This window comes from Thalassoroseus pseudoceratinae (genome assembly GCF_011634775.1).
Lineage (GTDB): Bacteria > Planctomycetota > Planctomycetia > Planctomycetales > Planctomycetaceae > Thalassoroseus > Thalassoroseus pseudoceratinae.
On sequence record NZ_JAALXT010000003.1, the window covers coordinates 578,753 to 602,044 of the forward strand.

21 protein-coding genes are annotated in these 23,292 nt (G+C 54.2%); 11 read left to right on the forward strand and 10 right to left on the reverse strand.

Annotated elements, in window-relative coordinates; all coding sequences use genetic code 11:
• Window positions 1-499 precede the first annotated feature (499 nt).
• Window positions 500-2,383: a hypothetical protein gene (locus tag G6R38_RS12305; RefSeq protein ID WP_166825302.1), complete on the forward strand. Its 1,884-nt coding sequence runs from the start codon at window positions 500-502 to the stop codon at window positions 2,381-2,383.
• Between the two features lie 49 nt (window positions 2,384-2,432).
• On the opposite strand, the gene G6R38_RS12310 is transcribed toward G6R38_RS12305, so the two are convergent.
• Window positions 2,433-3,095: a hypothetical protein gene (locus G6R38_RS12310; protein ID WP_166825306.1), complete on the reverse strand. Its 663-nt coding sequence runs from the start codon at window positions 3,093-3,095 to the stop codon at window positions 2,433-2,435.
• A 206-nt stretch (window positions 3,096-3,301) separates the two neighbouring features.
• Between G6R38_RS12310 and G6R38_RS12315 the strand changes: the two genes are divergently transcribed.
• From G6R38_RS12315 to G6R38_RS12325, 3 genes are read left to right on the forward strand one after another with little or no spacing between them, the layout of a single operon-like run.
• Window positions 3,302-3,787, forward strand: coding sequence for a hypothetical protein (locus G6R38_RS12315; protein WP_166825310.1), 486 nt, complete (start codon window positions 3,302-3,304; stop codon window positions 3,785-3,787).
• The gene (locus G6R38_RS12320) at window positions 3,788-4,441 is read left to right on the forward strand and encodes a bifunctional 4-hydroxy-2-oxoglutarate aldolase/2-dehydro-3-deoxy-phosphogluconate aldolase (protein ID WP_166825313.1); all 654 of its coding nucleotides are present in this window, start codon (window positions 3,788-3,790) and stop codon (window positions 4,439-4,441) included. It begins immediately after the preceding gene.
• On the forward strand, window positions 4,438-4,950 hold the full coding sequence (locus G6R38_RS12325; protein ID WP_166825316.1) for an NUDIX hydrolase: 513 nt from the start codon (window positions 4,438-4,440) through the stop codon (window positions 4,948-4,950). The genes G6R38_RS12320 and G6R38_RS12325 overlap by 4 nt, the downstream gene beginning before the upstream one ends.
• Window positions 4,951-4,980: 30 nt before the next feature.
• Here the strand turns inward: G6R38_RS12325 and rnhA are convergent, their stop codons facing one another.
• Window positions 4,981-5,469 carry a ribonuclease HI gene (gene rnhA, locus G6R38_RS12330; RefSeq protein WP_166825319.1) on the reverse strand — a complete coding sequence of 163 codons (489 nt, stop codon included), beginning with the start codon at window positions 5,467-5,469 and terminating at the stop codon, window positions 4,981-4,983.
• A gap of 42 nt (window positions 5,470-5,511) precedes the next feature.
• Window positions 5,512-5,730 carry a translation initiation factor IF-1 gene (gene infA / locus G6R38_RS12335; RefSeq protein ID WP_166825324.1) on the reverse strand — a complete coding sequence of 73 codons (219 nt, stop codon included), beginning with the start codon at window positions 5,728-5,730 and terminating at the stop codon, window positions 5,512-5,514.
• A gap of 213 nt (window positions 5,731-5,943) precedes the next feature.
• Between infA and G6R38_RS12340 the strand changes: the two genes are divergently transcribed.
• From G6R38_RS12340 to G6R38_RS12350, 3 genes are all read left to right on the forward strand, one after another.
• Window positions 5,944-6,117 (forward strand): Flp family type IVb pilin, encoded by a 174-nt coding sequence (locus G6R38_RS12340; RefSeq protein WP_166825327.1) that lies wholly within the window; start codon window positions 5,944-5,946, stop codon window positions 6,115-6,117.
• Between the two features lie 84 nt (window positions 6,118-6,201).
• A complete protein-coding gene (gene folK, locus G6R38_RS12345) occupies window positions 6,202-6,912 on the forward strand; it encodes a 2-amino-4-hydroxy-6-hydroxymethyldihydropteridine diphosphokinase (RefSeq protein ID WP_166825330.1) in 711 nt (236 codons plus the stop codon).
• Between the two features lie 174 nt (window positions 6,913-7,086).
• Complete coding sequence (locus G6R38_RS12350) at window positions 7,087-8,529, forward strand: Gfo/Idh/MocA family protein (RefSeq protein ID WP_166825333.1); 1,443 nt, start codon at window positions 7,087-7,089, stop codon at window positions 8,527-8,529.
• Window positions 8,530-8,618: 89 nt separating this feature from the next.
• On the opposite strand, the gene G6R38_RS12355 is transcribed toward G6R38_RS12350, so the two are convergent.
• The 5 genes from G6R38_RS12355 to G6R38_RS12375 all read right to left on the reverse strand — a co-directional run bounded on the left by G6R38_RS12355 (window position 8,619) and on the right by G6R38_RS12375 (window position 14,670).
• Complete coding sequence (locus tag G6R38_RS12355) at window positions 8,619-9,932, reverse strand: DUF1501 domain-containing protein (RefSeq protein WP_166825336.1); 1,314 nt, start codon at window positions 9,930-9,932, stop codon at window positions 8,619-8,621.
• Between the two features lie 90 nt (window positions 9,933-10,022).
• Window positions 10,023-12,728: a DUF1549 and DUF1553 domain-containing protein gene (locus tag G6R38_RS12360; protein WP_166825340.1), complete on the reverse strand. Its 2,706-nt coding sequence runs from the start codon at window positions 12,726-12,728 to the stop codon at window positions 10,023-10,025.
• Window positions 12,729-12,836: 108 nt separating this feature from the next.
• A complete protein-coding gene (locus G6R38_RS12365) occupies window positions 12,837-13,508 on the reverse strand; it encodes a hypothetical protein (protein WP_166825346.1) in 672 nt (223 codons plus the stop codon).
• A gap of 2 nt (window positions 13,509-13,510) precedes the next feature.
• A complete protein-coding gene (locus G6R38_RS12370) occupies window positions 13,511-14,140 on the reverse strand; it encodes a hypothetical protein (protein WP_166825350.1) in 630 nt (209 codons plus the stop codon).
• On the reverse strand, window positions 14,137-14,670 hold the full coding sequence (locus G6R38_RS12375; RefSeq protein WP_166825355.1) for an RNA polymerase sigma factor: 534 nt from the start codon (window positions 14,668-14,670) through the stop codon (window positions 14,137-14,139). Before G6R38_RS12375 ends, G6R38_RS12370 begins: the two co-directional genes overlap by 4 nt.
• A 242-nt stretch (window positions 14,671-14,912) precedes the next feature.
• Here G6R38_RS12375 and G6R38_RS12380 point away from each other — a divergent pair, with 242 nt between their 5' ends.
• Together G6R38_RS12380 and G6R38_RS12385 are read left to right on the forward strand one after the other, a co-directional pair.
• Entirely contained in the window at window positions 14,913-15,593 is a 681-nt protein-coding gene (locus G6R38_RS12380; RefSeq protein ID WP_166825360.1) for a hypothetical protein, read from the forward strand.
• A gap of 37 nt (window positions 15,594-15,630) precedes the next feature.
• Window positions 15,631-16,671 carry a DUF2891 domain-containing protein gene (locus tag G6R38_RS12385; protein ID WP_206028562.1) on the forward strand — a complete coding sequence of 347 codons (1,041 nt, stop codon included), beginning with the start codon at window positions 15,631-15,633 and terminating at the stop codon, window positions 16,669-16,671.
• Here the strand turns inward: G6R38_RS12385 and gyrA are convergent.
• Window positions 16,659-19,454 carry a DNA gyrase subunit A gene (gene gyrA / locus G6R38_RS12390; RefSeq protein ID WP_166825365.1) on the reverse strand — a complete coding sequence of 932 codons (2,796 nt, stop codon included), beginning with the start codon at window positions 19,452-19,454 and terminating at the stop codon, window positions 16,659-16,661. The genes G6R38_RS12385 and gyrA overlap by 13 nt on opposite strands.
• A 373-nt stretch (window positions 19,455-19,827) precedes the next feature.
• On the opposite strand from gyrA, the gene G6R38_RS12395 reads away from it, so the two are divergent.
• Window positions 19,828-21,093: a hypothetical protein gene (locus G6R38_RS12395; RefSeq protein WP_166825368.1), complete on the forward strand. Its 1,266-nt coding sequence runs from the start codon at window positions 19,828-19,830 to the stop codon at window positions 21,091-21,093.
• A gap of 70 nt (window positions 21,094-21,163) precedes the next feature.
• Window positions 21,164-21,766: a leucine-rich repeat domain-containing protein gene (locus G6R38_RS12400; RefSeq protein ID WP_166825372.1), complete on the forward strand. Its 603-nt coding sequence runs from the start codon at window positions 21,164-21,166 to the stop codon at window positions 21,764-21,766.
• On the opposite strand, the gene G6R38_RS12405 is transcribed toward G6R38_RS12400, so the two are convergent.
• Window positions 21,721-23,283 carry a protein kinase domain-containing protein gene (locus tag G6R38_RS12405; protein WP_166825375.1) on the reverse strand — a complete coding sequence of 521 codons (1,563 nt, stop codon included), beginning with the start codon at window positions 23,281-23,283 and terminating at the stop codon, window positions 21,721-21,723. The two genes, G6R38_RS12400 and G6R38_RS12405, sit on opposite strands and share 46 nt — an antisense overlap.
• Window positions 23,284-23,292 lie beyond the last annotated feature (9 nt).

Below are 23,292 nucleotides of genomic sequence, written 5' to 3' on the forward strand. Positions count from 1 at the left end.
CTCAACGACGAGCCGCATGGTGATTGGCTTTCGGCAGCCGATCGCGGGTCGACGGTGTCGTTGCCTGGTCGTTTGGTCAGGTTTTGGGCCAGGCTGCAATTTGAACGTTACGGAACAAACCCCAATTCCGCGACAAAGCAGGCCCGAATCGTAGCGATTGAATGGCGTAAGGTCAAACCTGCCGATACGACGCCTTTGACAAGCAGGGCAAGCACGGAATTTCGAAGGGATTGGGAAATTGAATGCTGCAATTCCTTTCAGTCCGTGATAGAGTCTGTATTAAGGCGTCTGTAGGATCGGAATTCGGTGCGTCCCAAATGGGGCGAGCGATGAACATGGCAATGGGCAAAGACTGTCCGACGGGTTGTCACTCACGGAATGGCAAATTCTCGTTTAACCGTTTGATCGGCGTGCCTTTATTGACCTAAAATTAACAGATTTCACATGATCGTGAGATTTGCTAATCGACATTCCCAACTCTTTGGCACAGCAAAGACATATGTCGGAATCGTTCATCAATTGTCCGAAGTGCAACACCTTGCTCATGGCCGATACCGGTCAGTGTCCGGCGTGTCGTCATGTTTTGGACGAAAGTAAACTCGAGAGCGTTGATGTCCTCCCAGATGACAACGTCTTCAGCACCGGCGCGATCATCGAGTGCCCTAAGTGCTCGGAGTTTAACGGTTTCGGTCTGGTGCGTTGCTGGAGTTGCGGCGGATTTCTGCGTCCGGAAATCGAAGCTCTCTACAACCGGATGTTGGCCGACCGGGAGAAGGTCGAGTACCAACCGTTACCCGAGATCGACGATGCCGGGCAAATCGTACCGGCCTCCGAAGACGTCGTTACATCGGAAGAGTCGAATGCTCTCGTGTTACCGATCGAAGGTGATACGAAGCACGGTGAGCTAGACAACGAGAAGGACTTCGATCTCGATCCGGAATTTGCCGAGTTTGTCGAGAGCGATCCGGAAGACGAAGTCGGCCTGCCAATCCATGATGAGGTCGAGACGTCCGCTACGGAAACATCTGAATCGGAGGAAGAGGCCACGTACTCGTTGTCAGCGGGTGCGGAAGAAGAATACAAAACGGACGAATCGGCCGCCGAATCAACGGATGAGGCAAAGACCGAGGATGCAGGCGAATCATCGGACTCGATGGCTGAAGCGAAATCGGAAACGGAGTCTGAATCCAAGGACACGCAACCCACTTCCGACGTTTCCCATTCCGAAGCAACTGGCGGTGACGTTCTCTTTGAGATCGCATTGGAGGAGGAGCAGGAATCGGTCAAACAGCGTCGATTGGCCCGTGAGCAACGGAAAAAACGCGGTCGCCGCCCCGGGCAGCAAGCCGGTAAGCCCGGACCTCAGCAGAAACGCCCAATTGCCACGAAAAAACCAGCGAAACGTGCGAAGGTCGCTCCTCGCAAGTTTCCCATGTGGCTCAATGATGTGCATTTGCACGAAGCGGATGTCAAGAAGATCAAACCGAAGGTCGGTAGCTTGGCAACTCAGTTCAAGGAAGTCGATGTTGGGCTGTCGTCGGAGCAAATGATTCTCGCTGGTTTGCTGAAGACCGGTGGTCTGTTTTCGCGTGGCGGGGGTGACAAAGAAAAGGTCCGCCAGGATTTCCGAAAGTTCCTGGAAACCGCACCGACAAAACCTCCGGAGCCACCGGCGGAAGAGAAAGCCGCCGAGGAAAAGCCAGCCGAAGACACAGAAGCGGCCGCAAAGTCCAAGGACGAGAAGAAAAAAGCCAAAGGGAAACCAGACAAAAAGGACGAAAGTGAGTTCCCGATCGGGTTTCGTGTTTCGGTCACTCCCGAGGATGTGCAGAAGCTGAAAGTCGTCTATCCGGCTCCGTATATTCATGAATCGACGTTCGCGGGGGCACCGGTCTTCGGGGAAGGTCGAATTGGCGTTGTGTTACCCGGTGAAGATGCGAAGTCACAATTCCTGTCGTTTGTGTTGACGGAATTTCGACGATTCTCCGGAGGGCTCCGGAAACTCTATGGCGTGAAAGACCTGGGATTGGTCGAGGGCGTTCCGCTCAGCGACAAGACCGAGAAAGTCCAATGCCATTACAGCGAAGACGAGTTTGAAGTTCTCGACGGGGAAACGATCCCGTTTTACGAAACCGATCCAAAGATGAATCTCGAACTTGTAGGCCGCAAGTGCGAAAACTGCGGGTTAGTTGTTTCCGAGGATGCCCGTCGAAAAGAAAAGATTGGTGGGTTGAACGGGAAGGGAATCGCGAAAGCGAAGTGCCCTAAGTGCGAAAAGAAATTCGGCTCGACTTCCCTATACCGAATCGCATCCCCGCCGCGAGCCACGGAGAAAACCGATAAGAAAGACGCAGACTCCAAAGAATTTGCAGCTGTAAAGTAGACCGAATGCCGGCTCTGTGAATTGCAGAACCGGCTTCGTTGTTTTTGCATTACTCGTTGCTGGACTCTTCTTTCGCAGTCGGCGGTTTTGGTTCTTCTTCAGTTTCCTTGTTGGCACCGAATGCCTCACGGAACTTATCGTAATTCGCCGTGATGGTGTCTTCTTTGCCAGCCATCTTAAGGTAGTAAACGGCTTTCGGGGCTTCCAATGGTTTCGCCAAAATCACGGCTAACATACGGGCTCCGGGAAGGCTCTCCGTTTTGCCGAGGATCGGTGGACCGACCGAGCGGTTGTATGTTCCCGTCACATCGACGAACACATACTGACCTTGCTCCGCTTTACCGATGATGACCTTCGCCTTGCGTCCTTCCGCTTCGAATTGACCAATCCAACGTTCGATGTTTGCACGAATCTGGCCACCACCACCCGCAAAGGAAAAGATGGTGAGTTCTACGGGCTCGCCGTCGGCATCGGCTGCAGGGATCTCGAACTGAGCCAGTCGCAGCCGGCTATTGGGCTTGGTTTGCTTCCAGGTCGACGGAACGGATAATTCCAAACCGTTTTCATCATCTGCTTGACGCTTGATGACGACAACCTCGGTGTCCTGTTTCTTCTCGGCGGTTTCGGTGTTTTCTTGGGCAGAAGCGGATTGTCCGATCAGCAGGGTTGCCCCCAAGGTGATCAATCCGAGGCGTGCGAAATTGAATTTCATATCGACACAAACTTTCCAGTTCAAACGGGGTTCCAAGGACAAAATCCTGCTGAAAAGATTCTCCGGGATTCGCTTGTCGATTTCAAGAAGCCCCAACAATTCGGCTTGATACGAGAATCCCGACCGGGCAAAGTTCGCCCGTTGCGTGTCTGCACGGAGGGGCGTAGAATACCGAAATCGAACCGACCTGATGAGAAACCGAAAATATGGATTTTGAGAAACGGCTGCAAAAAGCCATCAATCGAGGCGAAACCACGCGACGGATGCAAGCGAAGGAAAAAGCCGCACGGGAGTTGTCCGAGGACGAACTTCGGACCATGCATTCCGGCTATCGCTTGGAACTTTCCGAACACATCGAAAACTGCCTGCGTAAGTTGGCGGATCACTTTCTTGGCTTCACATTCTCGACGCTTGTGAGTGAAGAGGGCTGGGGAGCACGTGTGGTTCGTGATGATCTTCGCTTCCGAGACGGTCGAAAGGAAAACCTCTTCAGCCGCTTCGAGTTGTTTATCCGTCCTTTTAGTCAGGCTCACATTGTGGAGTTGGTGGCAAAGGGGACGGTGCACAACAAAGAAGTGATGAAACAGTCGCAGTATCAGTTTCTTGCCGACTTCGACATGGACACCTTCCAAGCCATGATCGACCAACGCGTTTTGGAATTCGCCGAAACTTACGCTTCAAAGGCTTCGTAGATGTCGCGATCTGAAGATTTACACCACGTCCTCGATCGCGGTTTGGTCGCGATTCTCCGGGCACCGTCCGGTGAACGCCTTGTCGAAGTGGCCGAGGCGTTGTACGAGGGGGGCATTGATGTCATCGAAGTCACCTTCACGGTTCCAGGTGCTGCAGAGATCATCTCTGAAGTTTCCCGTCGGATGGGGGATCGAATTCTACTAGGTGCCGGCTCGATTCTGGATGCGGAGACGGCTCGCATTGCGATCCTCGCAGGGGCGAATTTCGTTGTCGCTCCCGTTGTGAGTCACGATGTCATTTCAATGTGCCATCGTTACGACAAGCTGGTGATGCCAGGTGCTTTCACGCCGACTGAAGTGCTTTCCGCTTGGGATGCCGGTGCCGATGTCGTCAAGATCTTCCCCGCAGAGACCGGTGGCCCCGCTCATTTGAAAGCACTTAAAGGGCCGTTGCCGCAGGTTCGCATGATGCCAACTGGGGGCGTCAACTTGGAGACACTGCCGAAATTCGTGGCTGCGGGTGCGTGTGCGGTTGGTCTGGGTGGGTCGTTGGTGGAAAAGACTGCCTTGGCGAATGGAGACATGAACCGTATTCGGGATTTGGCAGGGCAGTATGTCAACGCCATGCGGCATGCCCGCGAGGAAAACGGATGACGGACGGAACCGAAGACATCTTCGACGTGGTCGATGCGAAGGATCAGGTGATTCGCCAGGAACTCCGGTCCGTGGTGCATCGCGAAAAATTGCTGCATCGGGCGGTGCACATTTTCGTGTTCAACGCCTCGGGCGAACTGTTCCTACAATTGCGGTCAAAAACCAAAGACGAATACCCGTCACGCTTCACTTCGTCGGCGTCTGGTCATGTTGACGCGGGCGAAACCTACGAGATCGCCGCGGTCCGTGAGTTGCGTGAGGAATTGGGGATCACCGGCGAGTTAGAATTCCTGACGAAGTTGCCCGCTCGGAAAGAGTTAGCCAACGAACACTCGGCTCTCTACCGGATGACAACTGAGGACGAACTCACGCTCGACACCGAAGAGATCGCTGGTGGCGACTTTTACCCCGTCGCGGAGATCGCGGCTTGGATCCTGCGGGATCCGCACAAGTTTTCGCCGCCATTCCTGGTGCTGTTCGATTGGTATCGGCGACGGTTCGATTATTGATTGATCACCTGGAAGCGAGTCCTGGAAGACTCAGCTTTCCAACTGATACTCCAATGCAGCGGCAACGGCCAACTCGTCACAGCGTTCGTTTTCCGCGTGGCCGCTATGACCTTTCACCACGGTAAAGTGCACTTGGTGATCTGCAAGTAGTTTGTCCAACTCCTGCCAGTACTCGACATTCTTGACTGGCTTGAGTTGCTTGCCTTCTTTTCGCTTCCACCCACGCGCCTTCCAACCGGGCAACCACTCTTGACTGCCCTTAGCCACGTACGTGCTGTCGGTGATGACTTCGACTGCCGAAAAGGCTTTCAAGGCCTTGAGCCCCTCGATCACCGCAGTCAATTCCATTTGGTTATTGGTTGTGAGCGCAGCACCGCCCGAACCTTCTTTTTCTCGTCCGCTGGCTGGGTGACGGAGGATATACGCCCACCCTCCGGGACCCGGATTGCCGCGACACGCTCCGTCCGTGAACAACTGCACTTCGGGTGGCGATTTCTTAGGAAACTCTTGATTTCCCATTGCAGACAAAGACTCCAGCGAGTTCCAACAGGACGTTACCGACTACCGTTCTCGATAGGTGATTCGTCCGCGACTCAAATCATAGGGGGACACTTCCACAATCACGCGATCGCCGGGGACGATCCGGATGAAGTGTTTCCGCATTTTGCCTGCGACGTGGGCCATGACTTCATGCCCGTTGTCAAGTTCCACGCGAAACTGCGTGTTGGCAAGTGCCTCGGTCACTTTGCCTTGGACCTCGATGGCCTCTTCTTTGGCCATGAATGCTCTCTCCTTCTGTGTGGGTACGGAAAAATTCCATAAATGTTGGCCACATTGGCTGTCCTCAGTATATCTGCACATTCTTTGAGGATAAAGTCGGAAACATGACTGAACTGTGGAGAAATATTTTGACGCTGAGAAAATACGAGCTAGGTTTAGTGTTATCTTGATCTCCCAGCGATCGATTCAACACGCTGTTTTAGGGGCGGCCTCATGAAACCAATCCAGGCATTCTTCACCGAGGACAACGCCGCTACGGCTGTTGAATACGCTGTTATGTTGGCGATGATCTTGCTTTCGATCATCGCGGCCATCAGCCAGGTCGGTGGTGCGTCGGGGTCGATGTGGGACAACAACAGCACCCAGCTTAAGAACGCCGGTTTCTAAACGCTGCGGTCAATTTAGTTTTTCCCCACGCGACTTTTTCGTCGTTACGCTGGTTATCTCTCCTTTATCGATGATGGATCATTTGTGAGGACGAATTGCTTCATTGCGTTTGGGGGAAATCTTGGAAACGTATCCGAACGTTTCCAAGAGTGCTGGCAGGTGATGCGGGAATCGGACGGCTTCGAGCTGGTGCAAACGAGTCCGATCTATGAGTCCCGACCCATGGGCCAATCAGCTGGGACGAATTATTGCAATGCCGCGGTTGAAGTGCGTTGCGATTTGTCTCCGCAAGACCTTTTGGTGGAGTTGCAATGTCTCGAAACCCGTTTTGGACGGCAACGCGATATTCGCTGGGGGCCGAGAACGCTCGACTTGGACATCTTGCTCTACGGCGATGAGGTCGTTCAGACGCCGACCTTGGAAATTCCGCATCCGGGGATCGTTTATCGACGATTCGTGCTCGATCCGCTTTGCGACATTGCTCCATCCGTTCGTCATCCCGTTTACGCTCGTCGACTCTCTGAACTACGGGACGGACTCCTGAAACGACCCCTACTAATTGCGGTCGAGCCGACTGTGCTGGAGAATATTCACGATATCGAGCGAACGCTCGCTTCGCGATTTTCCAAGGTGTGTATTGTCGATCCTGCCGACGTCGAACCTTCGTTGGTTCTCTCTACCACCGACGAACACCTGACGCAAATGTCACGCTCGTCGTGCAACGTCAATCTTGCCAAGATGAATTCGGACTTCGAAACCGCGTTGGTCGATGTTCTATCGGCGGCACTCGGTTAGTGATCAAGTTGCAATAATCATCTTTGATGCGTTGCGAGGGCGGAGCAACCGGCTTAAGATCGGGTGTTCATAGAATGGTCAGCAGTTCTGGTCCGGTGAATGTCTCAAAGCTCACCACCCATTCGACCTCACGCACATTTGGTCCCGCGTCACTTTTTCGCAAGGAGCCTGTCTATGTCACGAATGAATCGCCGTCACTTCCTGCAAACGACCGCTGCCAGTGCCGCTGTCGCACCGTTTGTGATTTCCGGCACGAAATCGTCCGGCAACGTGATTGGAGCCAACGACCGCATCCGCCATGCCGTTGTGGGTATCAACGGTCGCGGACGTAGCCACATTGATGGCTTCGGCAAAATGGACGATGTGCAGGTTGTTTGCCTCGTCGATCCAGACTCCCGGCTGTTCGACTCTCGATCGAAGTCCGTCGAAAAGCACGATGGGAAACGGCCGAAGTGCGTGCAGGATGTGCGAGTCGCCTTGGAAGATCCGGATATCGACACCATCTCGATTGCCACGCCGAATCACTCGCATTCACTGATCAGCATTTGGGGCTGTCAGGCGGGGAAAGATGTTTACGTCGAAAAACCGCTTAGTCACAATGTGTTCGAAGGTCGGCAACTCGTCAAAGCTGCCAAGAAGTACGACCGCATCGTGCAACACGGAACACAAAATCGGTCCAGCCAAGGGCTCGCTAATGTGATCGCCGCTGTGCAATCCGGTCGATATGGCAAGCTCACCGTCTCCAAAGGCTACTGTTGCAAACCGCGTTGGAGCATCGGAACGAAATCGACTCAGAAGCCGCCGGAAGGGTTAGATTTCGACTTGTGGCTTGGCCCGGCTCAAAAGCATGATTACCACGGAAACCTCGTCCACTATAATTGGCATTGGTTCTGGGACTTCGGGAATGGTGACACCGGCAACCAAGGTGTTCATGAAATCGATGTCGCTCGCTGGGCAATTCCCGACGCCACGCTACCCACGAAAGTCTGGAGTCTCGGTGGTCGATTTGCCTACGAAGACCAGGGCGAAACCCCGAACACGCAAGTCACCGTATTCGAGTACGGCGATGTGAAATTGCTCTTCGAAACACGCGGATTGGTCGGGAAGTACGACCAAGACCGCAAGGTGACCAACGAATTCTTCACGACCGAAGGCAAGATTACGAAAGACGGAACCTTCACGCCGTACGGCGGTGGCAAGAGTGAGAAGGTCAAGGTCGACGAAGATGAACGTCAAGAAGTGACATCGGGGGGGCCGTTCGGAAGCTTCATCACAGCGGTTCGTAGTCGGAAGGCGTCCGATGTAAATTGTGATGCTGAAGTCGGTCACTACTCCAGTGCGTTGTGTCATTTGGCCAACATCTCATACCGACTCGGCAAGTCGGTTCCTTTCAATGGACGAACCAAAGGACTTGGTGAGAACAAACAAGTCCGCGACAGTTTGGAGAAAGTTCGGGAGAACTTGACGGCGGTCGGTGTACCGCTCGAGGACACCAATTATCTTCTCGGACGTGAACTCGCCTTCGATCCGAAAACCGAGAAGTTCGACGATCCCGCTGCTAACGAGATGCTCTCGCGGGCCTACCGTGAACCGTTTGTGGTGCCGGAAAATGTGTAGTCCTTAGTTGAATGACTCCCAAAGAAAGAAAGCCTCGGAAGTCAATTCCGAGGCTTTCTTCTTGTCATGGTATTGAACGGAAAACGAGTTTACGCGAACAGTTGGTCGATCACAGTTCCTTCGCGGACGATCATCACTGGGCGACCGGTGGTTGTGTCGTATTCGTGCGTGTGATCGATTCCAAGTGCGTGATAGAACGACGCGGCCACGTCATCGGGAGTGATGACATCATTGAGCGGTTGCGTGGCCTTCTCATCGCTCTCACCTATTACCTGGCCGCCTTTCACACCACCACCTGCCATCAGCATGAACATGCAACGTGGATAGTGATCGCGACCGCCCGGTGTGCTGCGGTTGTTCAATTTTGGCGTGCGGCCGAACTCTCCAGTGATGTAAACCACGGTCGAGTCGAGCAACCCTTTCTGAGCCAACCCGTTGAACAAAGCGGCCAAGCCAGTGTCGAGCGTGGGGAGCAGGTTGTTCTCCAAGCGGTCGAAGTTGTTTTGGTGCGTGTCCCATCCACCAAGACTCATTGAAACAAACTTCACGCCGGCTTCAACCAATCGAGACGCGAGCAAGCAGCTCATACCAAACGCTTCGTCACCGAACGGTGCCGCGAAGGCCGGGCTCTCCTTGCTGATATCGAATGCTTCGCGAGCCCGCTTCGAAGTAATCATGTTGTGGGCTTGCTCGCTGAATCGATCCAATCCGTCAAGCAGTTGATTGTTCTTTTCATAACCCGCGAAGGTTGTGTCCAACTCGCGTAGCAAGCTGGTTCGTTTTTCGACTTCATTCACGGTCAGGCCGTTGCCCAGGGACACGCCCCGAACACTATAAGGCTGACCGGGACGCGGCGTGGAACCCGTTACGAGCGGTGCATAACGTACACCCATGTAGCCAGCTTTTTGCTGCGTATTGTTGCCAACGGCAACGAATGACGGCAGGTCACCCGGGAGATTCTTGGATTGCTTCGTGACCACTGATCCATAGCCGGGAAACTCCAACGACGGTAACGGACGGTTTCCGGTGTTGACGTATTCCGTTCCGAGTTGATGGGCACCAAGTGTGTGAGAGACACCTCGCAGCACGGCGAACTTGTCTGCACACTTGGCGAGTTTCGGTAGGTGTTCGCAGAACTCGACGCCAGACGCGTTCGTGGCGATCGGATTGAACAAGCCCCGGTATTCGTCAGGTGCGTTAGGCTTTAGATCGAAGGTGTCCATGTGAGATGGGCCACCATTCAAGTTGATGAAGATCGCGGACTTCGCTGGCGCATTCCCACGCACGCCGCCGGCTTCCGCCATTCGCAAGTAGCTTGCCAAACTCAGACCCGTGGTTCCGAGGACACCAGCTTTGAGAAAGTCACGACGTCGGAGACCGTCGCAGTTGAGATGTTTCGCCATGAGAGATTCCTTGGTGATTGATAGGAGTGTTTGAAAGTTGTCAGCATCATGTCCCCGCCGTGAATTCAGCGGGGACCGGGGACTCGGGCACTAGTGATTGACGATGAACTCCTTGGTATTGAGCAGTGCCCACAACAAGTCTCGGATACCATCGAGCGAGTTCTCCGCGTTGGCGACAAACTCACGGGAACGATTCTGTTCTTCCTCCGTCGGCAAGCGACTCAGCGTTCGGAGAAACGCTTCATTGACGATGTCATCCCAATTCGCGTCCGCGACTTTGCTACCGGCTTTCTTGTTATCTGGCGTTTTATCGGCGGCCCCCAGTTTGGCGAGTTGCTTCCGCAGTCCTGCCATCTGGCCTGACAACTTGCGAACACCGTTCTGATTTCCAGCCTTCTTCAATTCCGCCACTCGGTCTCGCATTCGAGCGAGATTCTTGCGTATGCGATCGGCTTTGGCCTTGTCAGCCTTGTCTTTCGCGGAACCACCTCCTGGCATCGCGATTTTCAAATCTTTCGCCACCTGGCCGAGCCATCCACGACGGTTTTCGATCATATTTAGCAATTCGGCGTCGTTTTGCAGGAAGACGGTCTGAAGCAGACTCGCGTCCATCGAACGGTCACAATCACAATTGCTTTCTCGGATCGAGCGACCGAAAATTGTCAACGCATAGCTGTTTCCACCGCGACTTCGACGCCCAGCACCTGGAATTGCGATTGCTCGACCATCAAGGCTTTCATGCCATTCGGAGACGGTGTCATCCGATGCGGTCGCCAAGGTGATTGCATCGACAGCGACTTCAGCGGGGATTCGACGGGGAATCGCGTGGCTGAAGTTTTTCTCGTCGAATTGGTTCGTCTCGTTAGGTTTCCACGAACGTTGATAAGTGTGGCTGTTCGCGATAGTGCGATGCACCCACTTCATGTCGTAGCCGCTGGCAATAAAACCTTCGGTAAGGTAATCGAGCAACGGTTGATTACTCGGCGGATTGGCCAACGACATATCATCCGGCGGCTCGACGATTCCCACGTTGAAATATCCGGCCCAGACGCGGTTCACGAATGCCCGAGCGAAATACGGATTGTCACTCTGACGGAGCCAATCCATCAACGGTTGCCGGGGGTCATCAAAGTTCTCGAGAGCAATCTCGTCACCACCTAACACAGCGGCGGTTCGAGCAGCAGCGTTCCGATTCGCTGGGCGTTTTCGTTTCGAGTTCCGGTTGTTTTTCGGCTGCGGTCTAACCGCGATCGTAAACAACTCGTTCATGGGAGCGACTTTGCCCTCTTTGACGAGTTCTTGAACCTTCCGTCGTTGCTCATTTCCTCGCAAGTTTTCGAGACCAAGCTCCTTGATCATCGCATTGTAGGTGTCACGCGATTTCGGATCCTGGCCGAAGCGAGTGTGAGTGAAGAATCCCGTGAAGGCTTTGAAGTCGTCCTGCGTCCATTGATCAAACGGGTGTTTGTGGCATTGGGCACATTGGATGCGAAGTCCCATGAACGTGTAAGCAAAGCCAATCGCGCGATCCTCGGCGGAGCGGAAATTCCGTCTCGCCCAGTAGTGCGGCATGCTTTCACGGTCGGCGAAACTTTTATCGGATTTCGAGTAATAGATTTCGCTCATCTCACGGCAGTAGTCTTTGTAAGACTCTCCGGGATCGCGTCCGTTTGCCAACACCAACCCGGCGGCCAACTCGTCGTATGGTGTGTTGTTAGCGACGCGTTTGTAGATCCAGTCGTACCAGTTTTGGCTGGCGGCCGATCGAATAGGAGTGACGTTGTTAAGTTGATCGTCGCTGTTGCCGGTGATGTCACAAAGCCGCGTCGTCCACCACGCTGCATAGGCAGGACTCTCGAGGAGTTCGTCGATCTTGCGAGCCCGTTTGTCCGGCGATGGATCAGCCAGAAACGCCCGAACCTCGGCAGCACTCGGTAGTGTGCCTGTCATATCCAGTCGCACTCGTCGCAGAAACTCGGTATCACCGGCCACGTCAGACGCGACGACTCCCATCTTGCGTAACTTTTGGACGACGAGACGATCGATTTCCGTGGGAGTTTCCACCTTCGGATATTCCGATCCGGCGAGTTCACTCACAGGACGCATCACTGGAATCGGAACAACGCCGTTGTCGTAGAACACAACAACATGCGTGTCTCCTGGTTCGCCGACGGAGACCAAACCGGATTCGGAAATGTCCGCGACTGTGTCGTTGTTGGTTTGGAAGCGGGACAGGTCAGTTACGTCTTCACGGCTACCATCCGACCACACAGCAACCACATTCAGCTGCTGAGTTTGATCGTTGGAATCAAAGATGATTTCACTTGGACTGACATCAAGTCGCACAAAATCTGGCGTTTCTTTTGTGACGCTCTTGGCCCCATTGCTTGCCCAGGCCAAGAAGACTTTGTGTTCCCAACTGCCGGTTTCGTACCGTTCGCCACCTTCGTGGATCTCCACCATGGTTGGCTTCTGGATGAACAGGCTTTCCGCAGGATTCTTGAGGTTCACTCGCGGTTCATCGCCGGCGGTAAGGTTCTCGTGATCCATTTTGAAGTCATAGCCGAACAGCGAGAGACGGAATCCGCCTTGTCCCTGGAACGATCCGTGGCAGGCCCGTCCATTGCAACCCAGCCGACTCATCAACGGGACAATGTGCTTTCGGAAGTCAGGAGTTTCATCGCTCTTGGTTGCGAAGCGTTGGCTAATTGGCCGGACGACATCATCCGCCGCGAATCCAACGCCTGCCTCGGCGAGTATCGCCAGACAGAACGTAAATGAGACAAGAACTTTCATGGACAGGCCTCTCCTCATGCAAGGGCGACTCAGGCGAACATGGTTTCGAAGTGAGTAAATTTGAGTGTTGGGTATTAGCGGCAGATTCAGCGAACCATCTGATGAGCGTTACTTCGGTTCTTTTCGGGAATTCTTCGGTCCCTGTGCGTTCGGACTTTCTGCTTTGATTTGAATCCGTTTCGGCATCGGTTTCTTTGTGCGTTGTTCGTTCTTAGAGCGTTGATCAGTCTGTAGACCCAAGCTCCGACGAATCATGTTGAGTTCCTTTTTCTTCGCGAGTTCGGCGTTGCCGTTCAGTTCGGCAATTTGCTCCAAGATTCGATTGAGCCGTTCGCGAGTCCGGTTTCGGTCCAACTCCAAAATTTCTGTGCGATTACGAATCTTTTCCGCTAACAACTTGTCAATTTGGCTCATCAGTGCCGGGTCGTCCGCCATTTCCATCTGAGCGACCAGCAACCGCAACCGCGAATCGAGTTTCCATTGACTGAGCAGCAATGCGAACCGTTCGGGAGATCGTTCGCGAAAACGTTCCAAACGCACATGGGTTTGATGGAGTTGGACGATGGCACTGCGGTATTCGTCTCGATTGCCTTTTTGCAACTGCTTGACAAGTTCCGCGAGTTCCGGGTGGTGTTGACGGGCAAATTGCAGGGCGTTCTTCTCGTCCTGCGGGGTCAACTTCGGCTTCTCGTCTTTCGATTGAGCGAACCCAGAAGGGCACACACAGGCCGCGAAAATCAGCAGCAACAATCCAGTGCGGATTCGTAGAGACATCGTCATTCTCAATTCTCCATAGTGGCGTTGCCGGGAGTGGTGGTCGCCGGTTGATTCGCAACTGCTGCGAGCATCCAATCAAATTCATTGTCGGCTGCAACGGAGTCGCTTGCGGACTCTTCGGCATCCGTCCAATCCTCGCTCAACTTTGCCGTCACGACATCAATCTCCGCACTCGAGCGAGTCCACAGGGATACCAATTGGCCCGCCATGGAGTCATTCACCGAAGTCTCTGTTGAAGAGGTTTCTTCAGTTGGTGAAGTGACGTCATCCGTCATTCGTGGCGGACGAATTTTCGGTTGCAATTCGGCGATCCGCTGTGGTTGTGGCATCAACCACAGGCAAATGACCACCACGCAAGCCAATAAACTTGCCGCTGCAAAACCCCACCGAACGCGAAGGTTGTCCGCTTCGGAACTGGAGATCATTGGTTGGTCGATGACTTCGGAATCGGCGATCGCCTGGATGGATTGGACCGCAATCGCAACCGACTCGCAGCGATACGGGTCGTCCTGGAGCGAGTGCTCGAACGCCTCGGCTTCCTCCGGAGACAATTCACCGAGGACATAACGGAACGCGAGCCATTGCGTTTCATCAGATGGCGTCCCGGATTCCGCGTTTTGTTCGGATGTATTCATGGTCGATGCTCGGGGGAGATGCGGACGGCCAATCGTTTCAGGGCAGTTCGCATTCGGGTCAGCACAGTTCCCAAAGGGAGATCAAGTTCTTCGGCAATCGCCGCAAACGTTTTATCTTCGTAGATTCGCAGTTGAACCACACTTCGTTGCTCTGGTGACAGAGACTTGATTGCCTCTCGAACCGCGAGGGAGGTTTCTTCACGACTGGCTTGGTCATGGGGAGATTCGGCCCCCCGATGGTTTTGCCAGTCCTGTAACTTCAAGAGCGTTCTTGTGTGAGTTTTGTTCCGTCTTCGGAGTTCCAAAGCCTCATTGAGAGCCACCCGATACAGCCAACCTTTGACGGTCTCCTGACGAACGGTGTCACCACGTTCGACGGCTTTGGAAAAGGTGTTTTGCAAAGCTTCGACCGCAAGATCGCCGTCTTTGAGAACTCCGATGAGAAATGCCCGCAAATCGTGGGCATGCTCAGAATACAGCGACTCAATCGCTGCAGCATCCAATCCCTCCGACTCAGGTGGATGATTCAAACTGGACTCCGAAATCTTGTTGGGCTGATCGCATCAGCCACTCACTGAGAAATGATGGACGAGCCGTCCATTTTATTTGCGGGAATTGGAAAAAAACTCCCGTGGCCGGAATTAGAAAATTCCGCAAAATACGTAAAACCCCTATATTTCATCTTTTCAGCACCCCGGTTGAAATAGTTATAACGGAAAGAGTGGTTTTACCAACTCTTACGGTTATACCGAATTTTCGAGGAATAGTTGAAATGCGTATACACTTAGGGCTTGTTTTGGTTGTCACGTTGGGCGGGGTGGTGACTGCCATCGCTGGGCCAATGTCGTGGCAGAGTGAACCGGAGGGAACATCGTTCCCATTGTTGATTCGCTATCGACTTTCCGAGGAGGCGGTGGAATCTCCCCGCGTTCGTGTTCCCGAGCTTCCATCCTTGTCATATCCGGAACTTCCGCCAACTCCGGATTTCTCGATCGCTCCCGCCGCGGAACCACTCAGCATCGAGGAGAATCTTCAACAATCACCCGACGTCGAAGAGTCACCGATTCCCGATCAATCCGAGGCGAAGTCCAATCGCGGGCACTGGGAGATTGAACGCCGAATCAAGGCATACACACCCGGTCGATATAGTTTCGGTTCTCCGAAGCGAATTTGGGTCAGTGAGGGTGGTTCGAAAAAGAAAGCCCCCGCTGTCAAAGAGAAAACCCAGGCAGAAGTGGTCGATGATCAAGCCGCCGCTCCATCGGAACCGGAATCGAACTTGCAACCAGTCCCAACCTTGATACTCCCGGAACGCTGTGTGGATTGTGAGTCTCGATCAGTTCCACTGCGGCCTGTTGCCGACTACCCGATTCCTAATCCGCCGATTACCGGTAGCTTGCCAGGACCAATCAAGGCCCGTTTGAACTACGGTCTGAGTCGCCCGGTATGGTAGAATTCCGCGATCACTTCTCTTTCACGAGGATGGTCGCTTGAAACCGTTTGAACTGACTGAAGAACTTGCGGAGAAATGCTGCCGGTTGGCGCTCGATTGCGTCGACCGGGAGTATCCCAACCACATTCAGCACGTCCTATCGAAACCGGACGACGTGGGAACTCCCGCCCAACTGACGCCGATCTTCTATGGCTGTTTCGATTGGCATTCTGCGGTTCACAGCCACTGGTCATTGCTTCGAATCGCACGCACGTTCCCAGGGTTGGAAGTCTCTCGTTCGGCGATGAACGTTCTGGGGCGACACTTCACGGAAGACAAAGTCCACGGCGAAATTGCTTACCTCTCACATCCTGATCGGACAGGTTTCGAACGCCCTTACGGATTGGCGTGGCTGCTGCAATTATGTGCCGAATTACAAGAGTGGAAGATTGCGGAGACGATCCGTTGGACGAGCTCATTAGAGCCATTGGCAGAACTGGTCGTTGAGCGGTTAACTTCGTGGCTGCCAAAGTTGATGGCCCCGATTCGATCCGGCGAACATAGTCAGACGGCGTTTGCCCTTGGCTTGGTGTGGGATTGGGCGACTACATTGGACCGGCGCGAAGTTCTGGAATTGCTCCACCAACGAATTCGGGATTTCTATTTACAGGATCGTAACGCTCCGGTCGCGTATGAACCGTCAGGGCATGACTTTCTCTCGCCCACGCTCGCGGAAGCGGATTTCATGCGACGCGTTCTACCGCAATCGGAGTTTGCGGATTGGCTCACGGATTTCCTGCCATGCTTGACGGACGGAACGGTTCCGTATTCCGTGCAAACAGTAACCGATGCCGCCGATGGCAAACTGTCGCACCTCGACGGATTGAACCTAAGCCGTGCTTGGATGTTACAGGGAATCGTCCATGCTCTTCCGCAAAAGGATGCGAGACGGCAACCGCTTGCAGACGCTGCGAAAACTCACGCCGATGCCGGTTTGCAGAGCCTGACCGGCCACCATTATGCCGGTGGCCATTGGCTCGGAAGCTTCGCCGTTTATCTTCTGACCAACCGTGGACTGAATACCGATCAGGCCTCTTGATCGTCATCCGATCGTGAATCGTCTCCTGCGTCCAATTCGGTGGTTGGTTCCGACGTCTCTGGGACGGAATCAGTGGCATCGTCCACCGGAGTTTCCGCTTCGTCGTCGGCTAGGCTTGCGGCGACTTCGTAAGGAATCCGGGCGGTCGAAACAAGTTTATCGCCCTCTTCGAGACGAATGACTCGCACGCCTTGCGTGTTGCGACCGACCTGACTGATGTCACCGGCGCGAATCCGTTGAATTTTGCCTTTGGCAGTCACCATCAAGACTTCATCTTGCTCGGAAACGGAAAGGACATCAATCACAGGACCATTCCGCTTTGTCGTCTTGATGTCGCGGAGTCCCTTGCCCCCGCGATTTTGTCGACGATATTGAGCATTGCCACTGTAGGCATTTGCTTCTTCGGTTCCCTCGTCATCAGACTCGACCGCGTCATCGTCGACTTCGTCGCCGGAGACATCTCCCGGCCCGAACGGTGTCCGTTTTCCGTACCCGTTTTCGCAGACGGTCAGCAATGTGTGATCATCGGCAGGGATTGCCATCCCAATAACAACATCCGACTTGCCGAGTTTGATTCCTTTCACACCGCGTGTTGCGCGACCCATCGCACGGGCATCGGACTGCGAAAATCGAATCGCCATGCCGCTGGAGGTTGCTAGCAAAACGTCGTCATCTTCACCGACAATTCGCACGTCGATTAGGCGATCATCATCATCCAAATTGATGGCGATCAAACCGCCTTTCAACGGCCGACTGTACGCAGAGAGAACCGTCTTCTTCACGATTCCACCTGCCGTAACCTTAATCAAGTAGCGGTCTTCGGCGAATTCCCGGACAGCGAGACACTGTTCGACCCGTTCATCTTTGTCGAGTTGCAACAAGTTGATCAACGCTCGCCCTTTGGCGGTCCGACCTTGAAGCGGGAGATCGTAAACCTTGGACCAGTAAACCTTTCCGCGATCGGTGAAGAACAGCAAATAGTCGTGCGTGCTGGCGACGAAGAGGTGTTCGATGGGGTCGTCGCCGTCACTCTTCGCACCGGCGATACCACGTCCGCCACGGTTTTGCGCTTGGTAGACGGAAAGTTGCGTTCGCTTCACGTAGCCGCGTTGCGACAGCGTAACGACCATCGGCTCTTCGGTGATAAGAGCATCACGATCAACATCGCCGAGTTCTTCGTCGGAGATGGTTGTCCGTCGCTTCTCGCCATACTTCGATTTGAGATCTTCCATCTCGCCACGAATCACGGCTCGGATGTTGGCTTCATCGGAGAGCAGTTCGAGGTAACCTTTGATATCCTCCAGCAACTTCTGGTGTTCACCGCCAAGTTCCTCCCGTTCGAGGTTAGCGAGTGAACCAAGTTGCATCGAGACAATCGCCTCGGCTTGCCGTGTGGTCAGGTTGTAGTTGGCGGCCTCGTCATTCTCCATCGAGAACAAGCGGAAGCCCTCGGTTCCCAACGCCCGTTCAACCATCTCACGCGGAACATCAATTTCCGTTAAACGTTCGCGTGCTTGCGCGCGACTCGACGAATCCCGAATCGTCTGGATGACGTGGTCGATATCGAGCTGGGCAATCAACAGCCCCTCGACCACGTGCTTCCGCTTTCGCGCTTCCCCAAGAAGATATTCGGTTCGACGACGGATGACGTCGATACGGTGCCGCAGGAACTCTTGAATTAACTCTTTGAGAGTTAACGTCTTCGGTCGGTTGCCGACAAGTGCGAGCAAAATCATGCTCACCGTCACTTGCAGCGGTGAGTACTGGAACAGTTGCGCCAGCACAACTTCCTTGTCGGCGTCTTTTTTAAGGACGATATGCAGTCGGACCTGCCAAGACGGGATCTTCCGGTCCGTCAGGTCGATGACACGGGCGATGCCTTTGACCCGATCTTCTTTGGCGAGCGCTTCCAGTTTTTCACGGATGCGGTCGCGTGTTTCGAGGTACGGAATTTCGGTGACGACAATGACGTCACTTCGACCGTCAACTTCAAAGTGCGTGCGAGCGCGGAGTGTGATCGTCGAACGTCCCGTTTGGTAGGCCTGCCGCGTTCCGAAGCGGCCCATGATGATGCCACCCGTCGGAAAGTCTGGCGCGGGAATGGCTTGCATCAATTCATCGACCGTCACCTCGGGATCGTCGATGAGCATGATCACGCCGTCACACACTTCGGACGCGTTGTGTGGAGGGATGCTCGTCGCCATCCCGACGGCGATCCCATTCGACCCGTTGACCAGCAAGTTCGGGAATCGGGACGGCAGCACGACCGGTTCGGTCATGCGTTGGTCATAGGTCGGAACGAAGTCGACCGTTTGCCGTTTGAGGTCGTGAAGCATCTCCGATGCCACCGCCGACAATCGGGCTTCCGTGTAACGCTGAGCAGCGGGCGGCAGACCGGCGAGCGAACCAAAGTTGCCTTGTTTGTCGACCAGCGGCGACCGCATCACCCAGTCTTGAGCCAACCGCACGAGGGTTGGGTAGAGGCCTTCACTCCCGTGCGGGTGATAGTTCCCGCTGGTGTCACCGGTGATCTTCGCACATTTGATTCGCCCGGAATTCGGCCCCAAATTCAGGTCGTTCATAGCGACGAGAATCCGCCGCTGCGAAGGTTTCAAGCCGTCACGCGCGTCGGGGAGCGCACGACTGATGATGACGGACATCGCATACGTGAGATAGCTGTCACGCATCTCATCTTGGATGTCCAATTGTTGAATCCGACCGCCACTTGGGGTTGGAAGATTGTTAGGATCGTCGTTTGTGGGAGGTTCGTTGCCGTCGGCCAAGTTTTTGGCTCCTTCTCACTAGGTGACGCTAGCACCTAGTCAAATTCGATGCCGCAAAAATTGATCTGATAATTATACGGAATCAACCTTTGAGATTCAACACAAACCGTTGCTGAAACAATGACTTCCGTCGAAAAGTCGTGTGGAAAATGCTGGTGATGTTGCCTAAGTTCTCTAATCGTTGGATCGGCTGGAATTGGAGGGGTTTTTCTGTTCCGAACGACACTTCATTCGATGGGATTGGAATGGATTTTCCGCAGGCCGGAATGTGGTTTTCGAGGACGTTGTCGCTGGTGTGGGTTAGGTTTGAAGCGGAAGCCGGCTCGTCGATTGACCGGGATCAGAATCGCTTGCGAATGAAACGGATGGCGTAATGAAAATGAGTCTCCTATCGAAGTATGGGCAGAATCAACCTTCCATGACGAGTTGGGCTCGGCAATGGGGATGGAAAGTGGGGGTTGGATTGATTCTCTGTGGAAACTCGGGCTTCGCGCAGCAACCGCCGAGTCTCGACACCGTCTTGTTGCAACCGCCAGCACCCATGGTGGAAGACGCCGATGCAGACGACACAAAATCGGTTGAGAAACCACCGGCCAAGGCGGCAGAGCCCGATTCGGAACCAGCTCCGGCCCCAGAACAGACGCTGCCTGCACGAGCCGAGCAATACACGAACCAGATTATTAAGTTGCGTCGACTCAAAGAGAGCCTGATTGCCGCACCGCGAACGGTAGACCGAATCGATTTGCAAATCGAGGCGTTGACCAGCTTGATTCAAGAGGAAGCGTCGGATCGGTTGGCGATCGCTTTGGAGCAATCTGACCCGGTCGTGCGGGATCGTCAACTCAAAGATCTGATTGCCAACCGATTTTACGCGGGAACTCCGGCTGCTGAGGAAGCCGGGAATTTGCTGCAAAAACGCAATGTTGACGGGAAACTTTATCCTGACATTGCCGCAGCTGAAGCCGCCCAAGATAAAATCGACGCCCAGGACAAAGCCGACCAAGAGAAGGCCGAACAGAAGGCGACCGCGGAACTTGAGAAACTTGCGGACCCCGCCCTTGCGAAAGAGCTTCTTCCGGCAATGGAACGAATTGCGAATGAACGTTTCGAATCGATTCGGCGTTTGGTTCCCAGTCAGCAAGTTTGCAAACTGCGGGAGTTTATCAACGACTTCCCCGAGACCAAAGCGGCTGCGGTAGCGGAACAGTTGATTGCGTTGCGGAACGCGGAAACAGAACGTCGCGGCCAGGATCGTCTTCGCCGTGCGATGATGGCTCCGTTGAATTACGATCAACGCTGGCGACGGCTCAAAGAGTTGATTCGTGATTTCCCTCAGACTTCAGCAGCGATGGAAGCCGAAAGTCTCCTGAATCAACACGCGACAACTCTTCCACCCACGACCTTGCACAACCACTCATCTGAGAGAGTCCGATTTTCGATCGAGACAGTTTACGATGGCGAGACTGTCTACCGTCTTTCGCCGGGCGATTCGATCAACGTGACTTTGATGTTCCCGGCCTTGCTCCGTGTTTCGATCAACGAGGACGTTCACCCCTCACGAATTTTCCCAGGAAGTTCGATTGGCCTGAGTCCGAATGTCAGCGTGAGCGGTTCCGGCTACTCGACACGAGGTTGGTAGTCACGGTGTGATTTTTCTGTCCAAGCTTGGCGCCCCGACTTTCTGTGCGTATCACAGAAGGAGGGGCGTTATGAATTCCAACACCGATAGCAGCACACTGTGGGCATGGTCCCTGACCATTCTTGGTCTGGTGCTGTCACTGTCGTCGTTTCTTGGTGAGGAACTGCGGATACTGTTGCTGTGTGTCGGATTGGCGTTGATGCTGCAAGCGATCCCGGTGTGGTTGATGGGACAGTATCTCGGACGGCGTCGGCGACGCCGTGCCCTGGAGTTTGTGGAGCGAATCGGCGGGCGAATCGTGACCCGTCTTGCCGCCGACCCATCGCAAATCTTGGGAATCGATCTCTCGAATACGCGGATTCAAAATTCCGATCTCGACTATCTCAACGGTTTTTCCGGTCTGGAACGACTGAACCTGGCTCACACGGATATTGATGGTGAGGGCGTTGAGTTACTGGTTTCGCTTCGGTGGTTGAGGGACATCGATCTCAGCCATACGCGTGTGGGAGATGTTGGGCTCAAACGTTTGGCAGCGTTGCAACGGCTTCAGCAGGTACATTTGGCAGGAACGGAAATCACGCCCGATGGCCTCGCCGAATTCATTTGGCGTCGGGCGGATGTGGAGATTCACCCGCGGGGACTGCTAACGACATTGGATGGTATCCGCGTTTGATTCCATAATTGGCCGCGATCATCGGGAGTCGCAGTGGTTTCAATATCCTCATCGTCGAGTCGTCGTTCAGCCTCCCGGACGTACGCTGCAAGTTGTTCGTCGATTGCTTCGTAACCTTCAGACGGAAACAACCGAAGCAGTTCTTCCACTCGTGCCGGTTGGTTTTCGAGACTGGCCAAAACGATCATGCCCGCTTGGCCACGAACTTCCGACTCTTCGACGAGCGGTGGCACACCGCGTTCGAGCAACAGTTGAAAGACCTGCCGAGCCTTCTCGAGTTGAAGGGTTCGCAGATACAGCAATCCAAGTTGCTCGTAAGCTGCCAATCGGTATTCCGCATCCGAATCGGACTCGAAACCCGTGATGACCGCCATCCAGTAGTCTTCATTATCTCGAAAGTCCGAAAGCCGGGCGAGCTCGATTTGGGCAATCGCTGACGGTAACGACGGGGCATTGCTGGAATTTGTTGGCGGTGTCGAAAGTGGCGGGGCGGGACGTGTGAGCAATCCCACACCAATTCCGAGTGCACAAAACAGCAAGAACACGCCAACACAGCCGGCAACTTGCCAACTGGTTGGAAGTTTGCGTAGCTGCTCGAGGACGGATGTTTTGGGGACCACCGGCCGCGAATCGAAACCGGAAAGAGTTAGCGTTGACGGTTCGATATTTTTGCTTAGCGCGGACGAGATCTCTTTCAAATCCCGCAGCAACTCACCGGCATCGGAATAACGATCGGCGGGTTTCTTGGCCATCAATCGATGTACCACGTGACACAACGCAGGAGGCAAATCCGGACGCCGCTCGACGAGGCTGTCCGGCTGTTCGTTGAGGTGCTGAATGGCCACACTCATCGGGGTTTCCCCCTGAAACGGTGGGCGACCTGCGAGCATGTGGTAACAAGTTACACCGAGGGAATACAGATCACTCTTGTGACTGACTTTGTGTCCCTGGACTTGTTCCGGACTCATATAGAGCGGCGTGCCCATTGTCGTGCCGATCTGCGTCAATTCCACGACTGATCCGTCCTGCGGAGCTGCGAGTTGGGCCAGACCGAAGTCAGCCACTTTGACGACTCCCTTCCGCGTGACCAGCATGTTTTCGGGTTTGATATCCCGATGAACAATTCCCGCACTGCCGGATTTCTCCAGAGCAGACGCCATTTGTTTCATCAAGTGGAGGGCAATTGACGCCGACGGCGGGCCTTTGCGTTTGATGTACTGTTTGAGGTTGAGTCCCTGAACGTACTCCTGTGCAATGAAGTGAATTCCGTTCTCTTCGCCAACGACGTATACCTGGACGATGTTCGGGTGGGACAAAGTCGCTGCCGCATGGGCTTCGCGTTCAAACCGCTTCAGTGAAAGGTCGTTCTCGCTGACATCTTCCCGCAGAATCTTGACGGCAACCTGCCGATGCAACGAGGTTTGCTCAGCAAGATAAACTTCCGCCATTCCGCCGCGACCGAGAAGTCGCAGCAGGCGGAATTCTCCCAACATGGAACCCGGCGGTAGAATCTCCATCGAAATCGA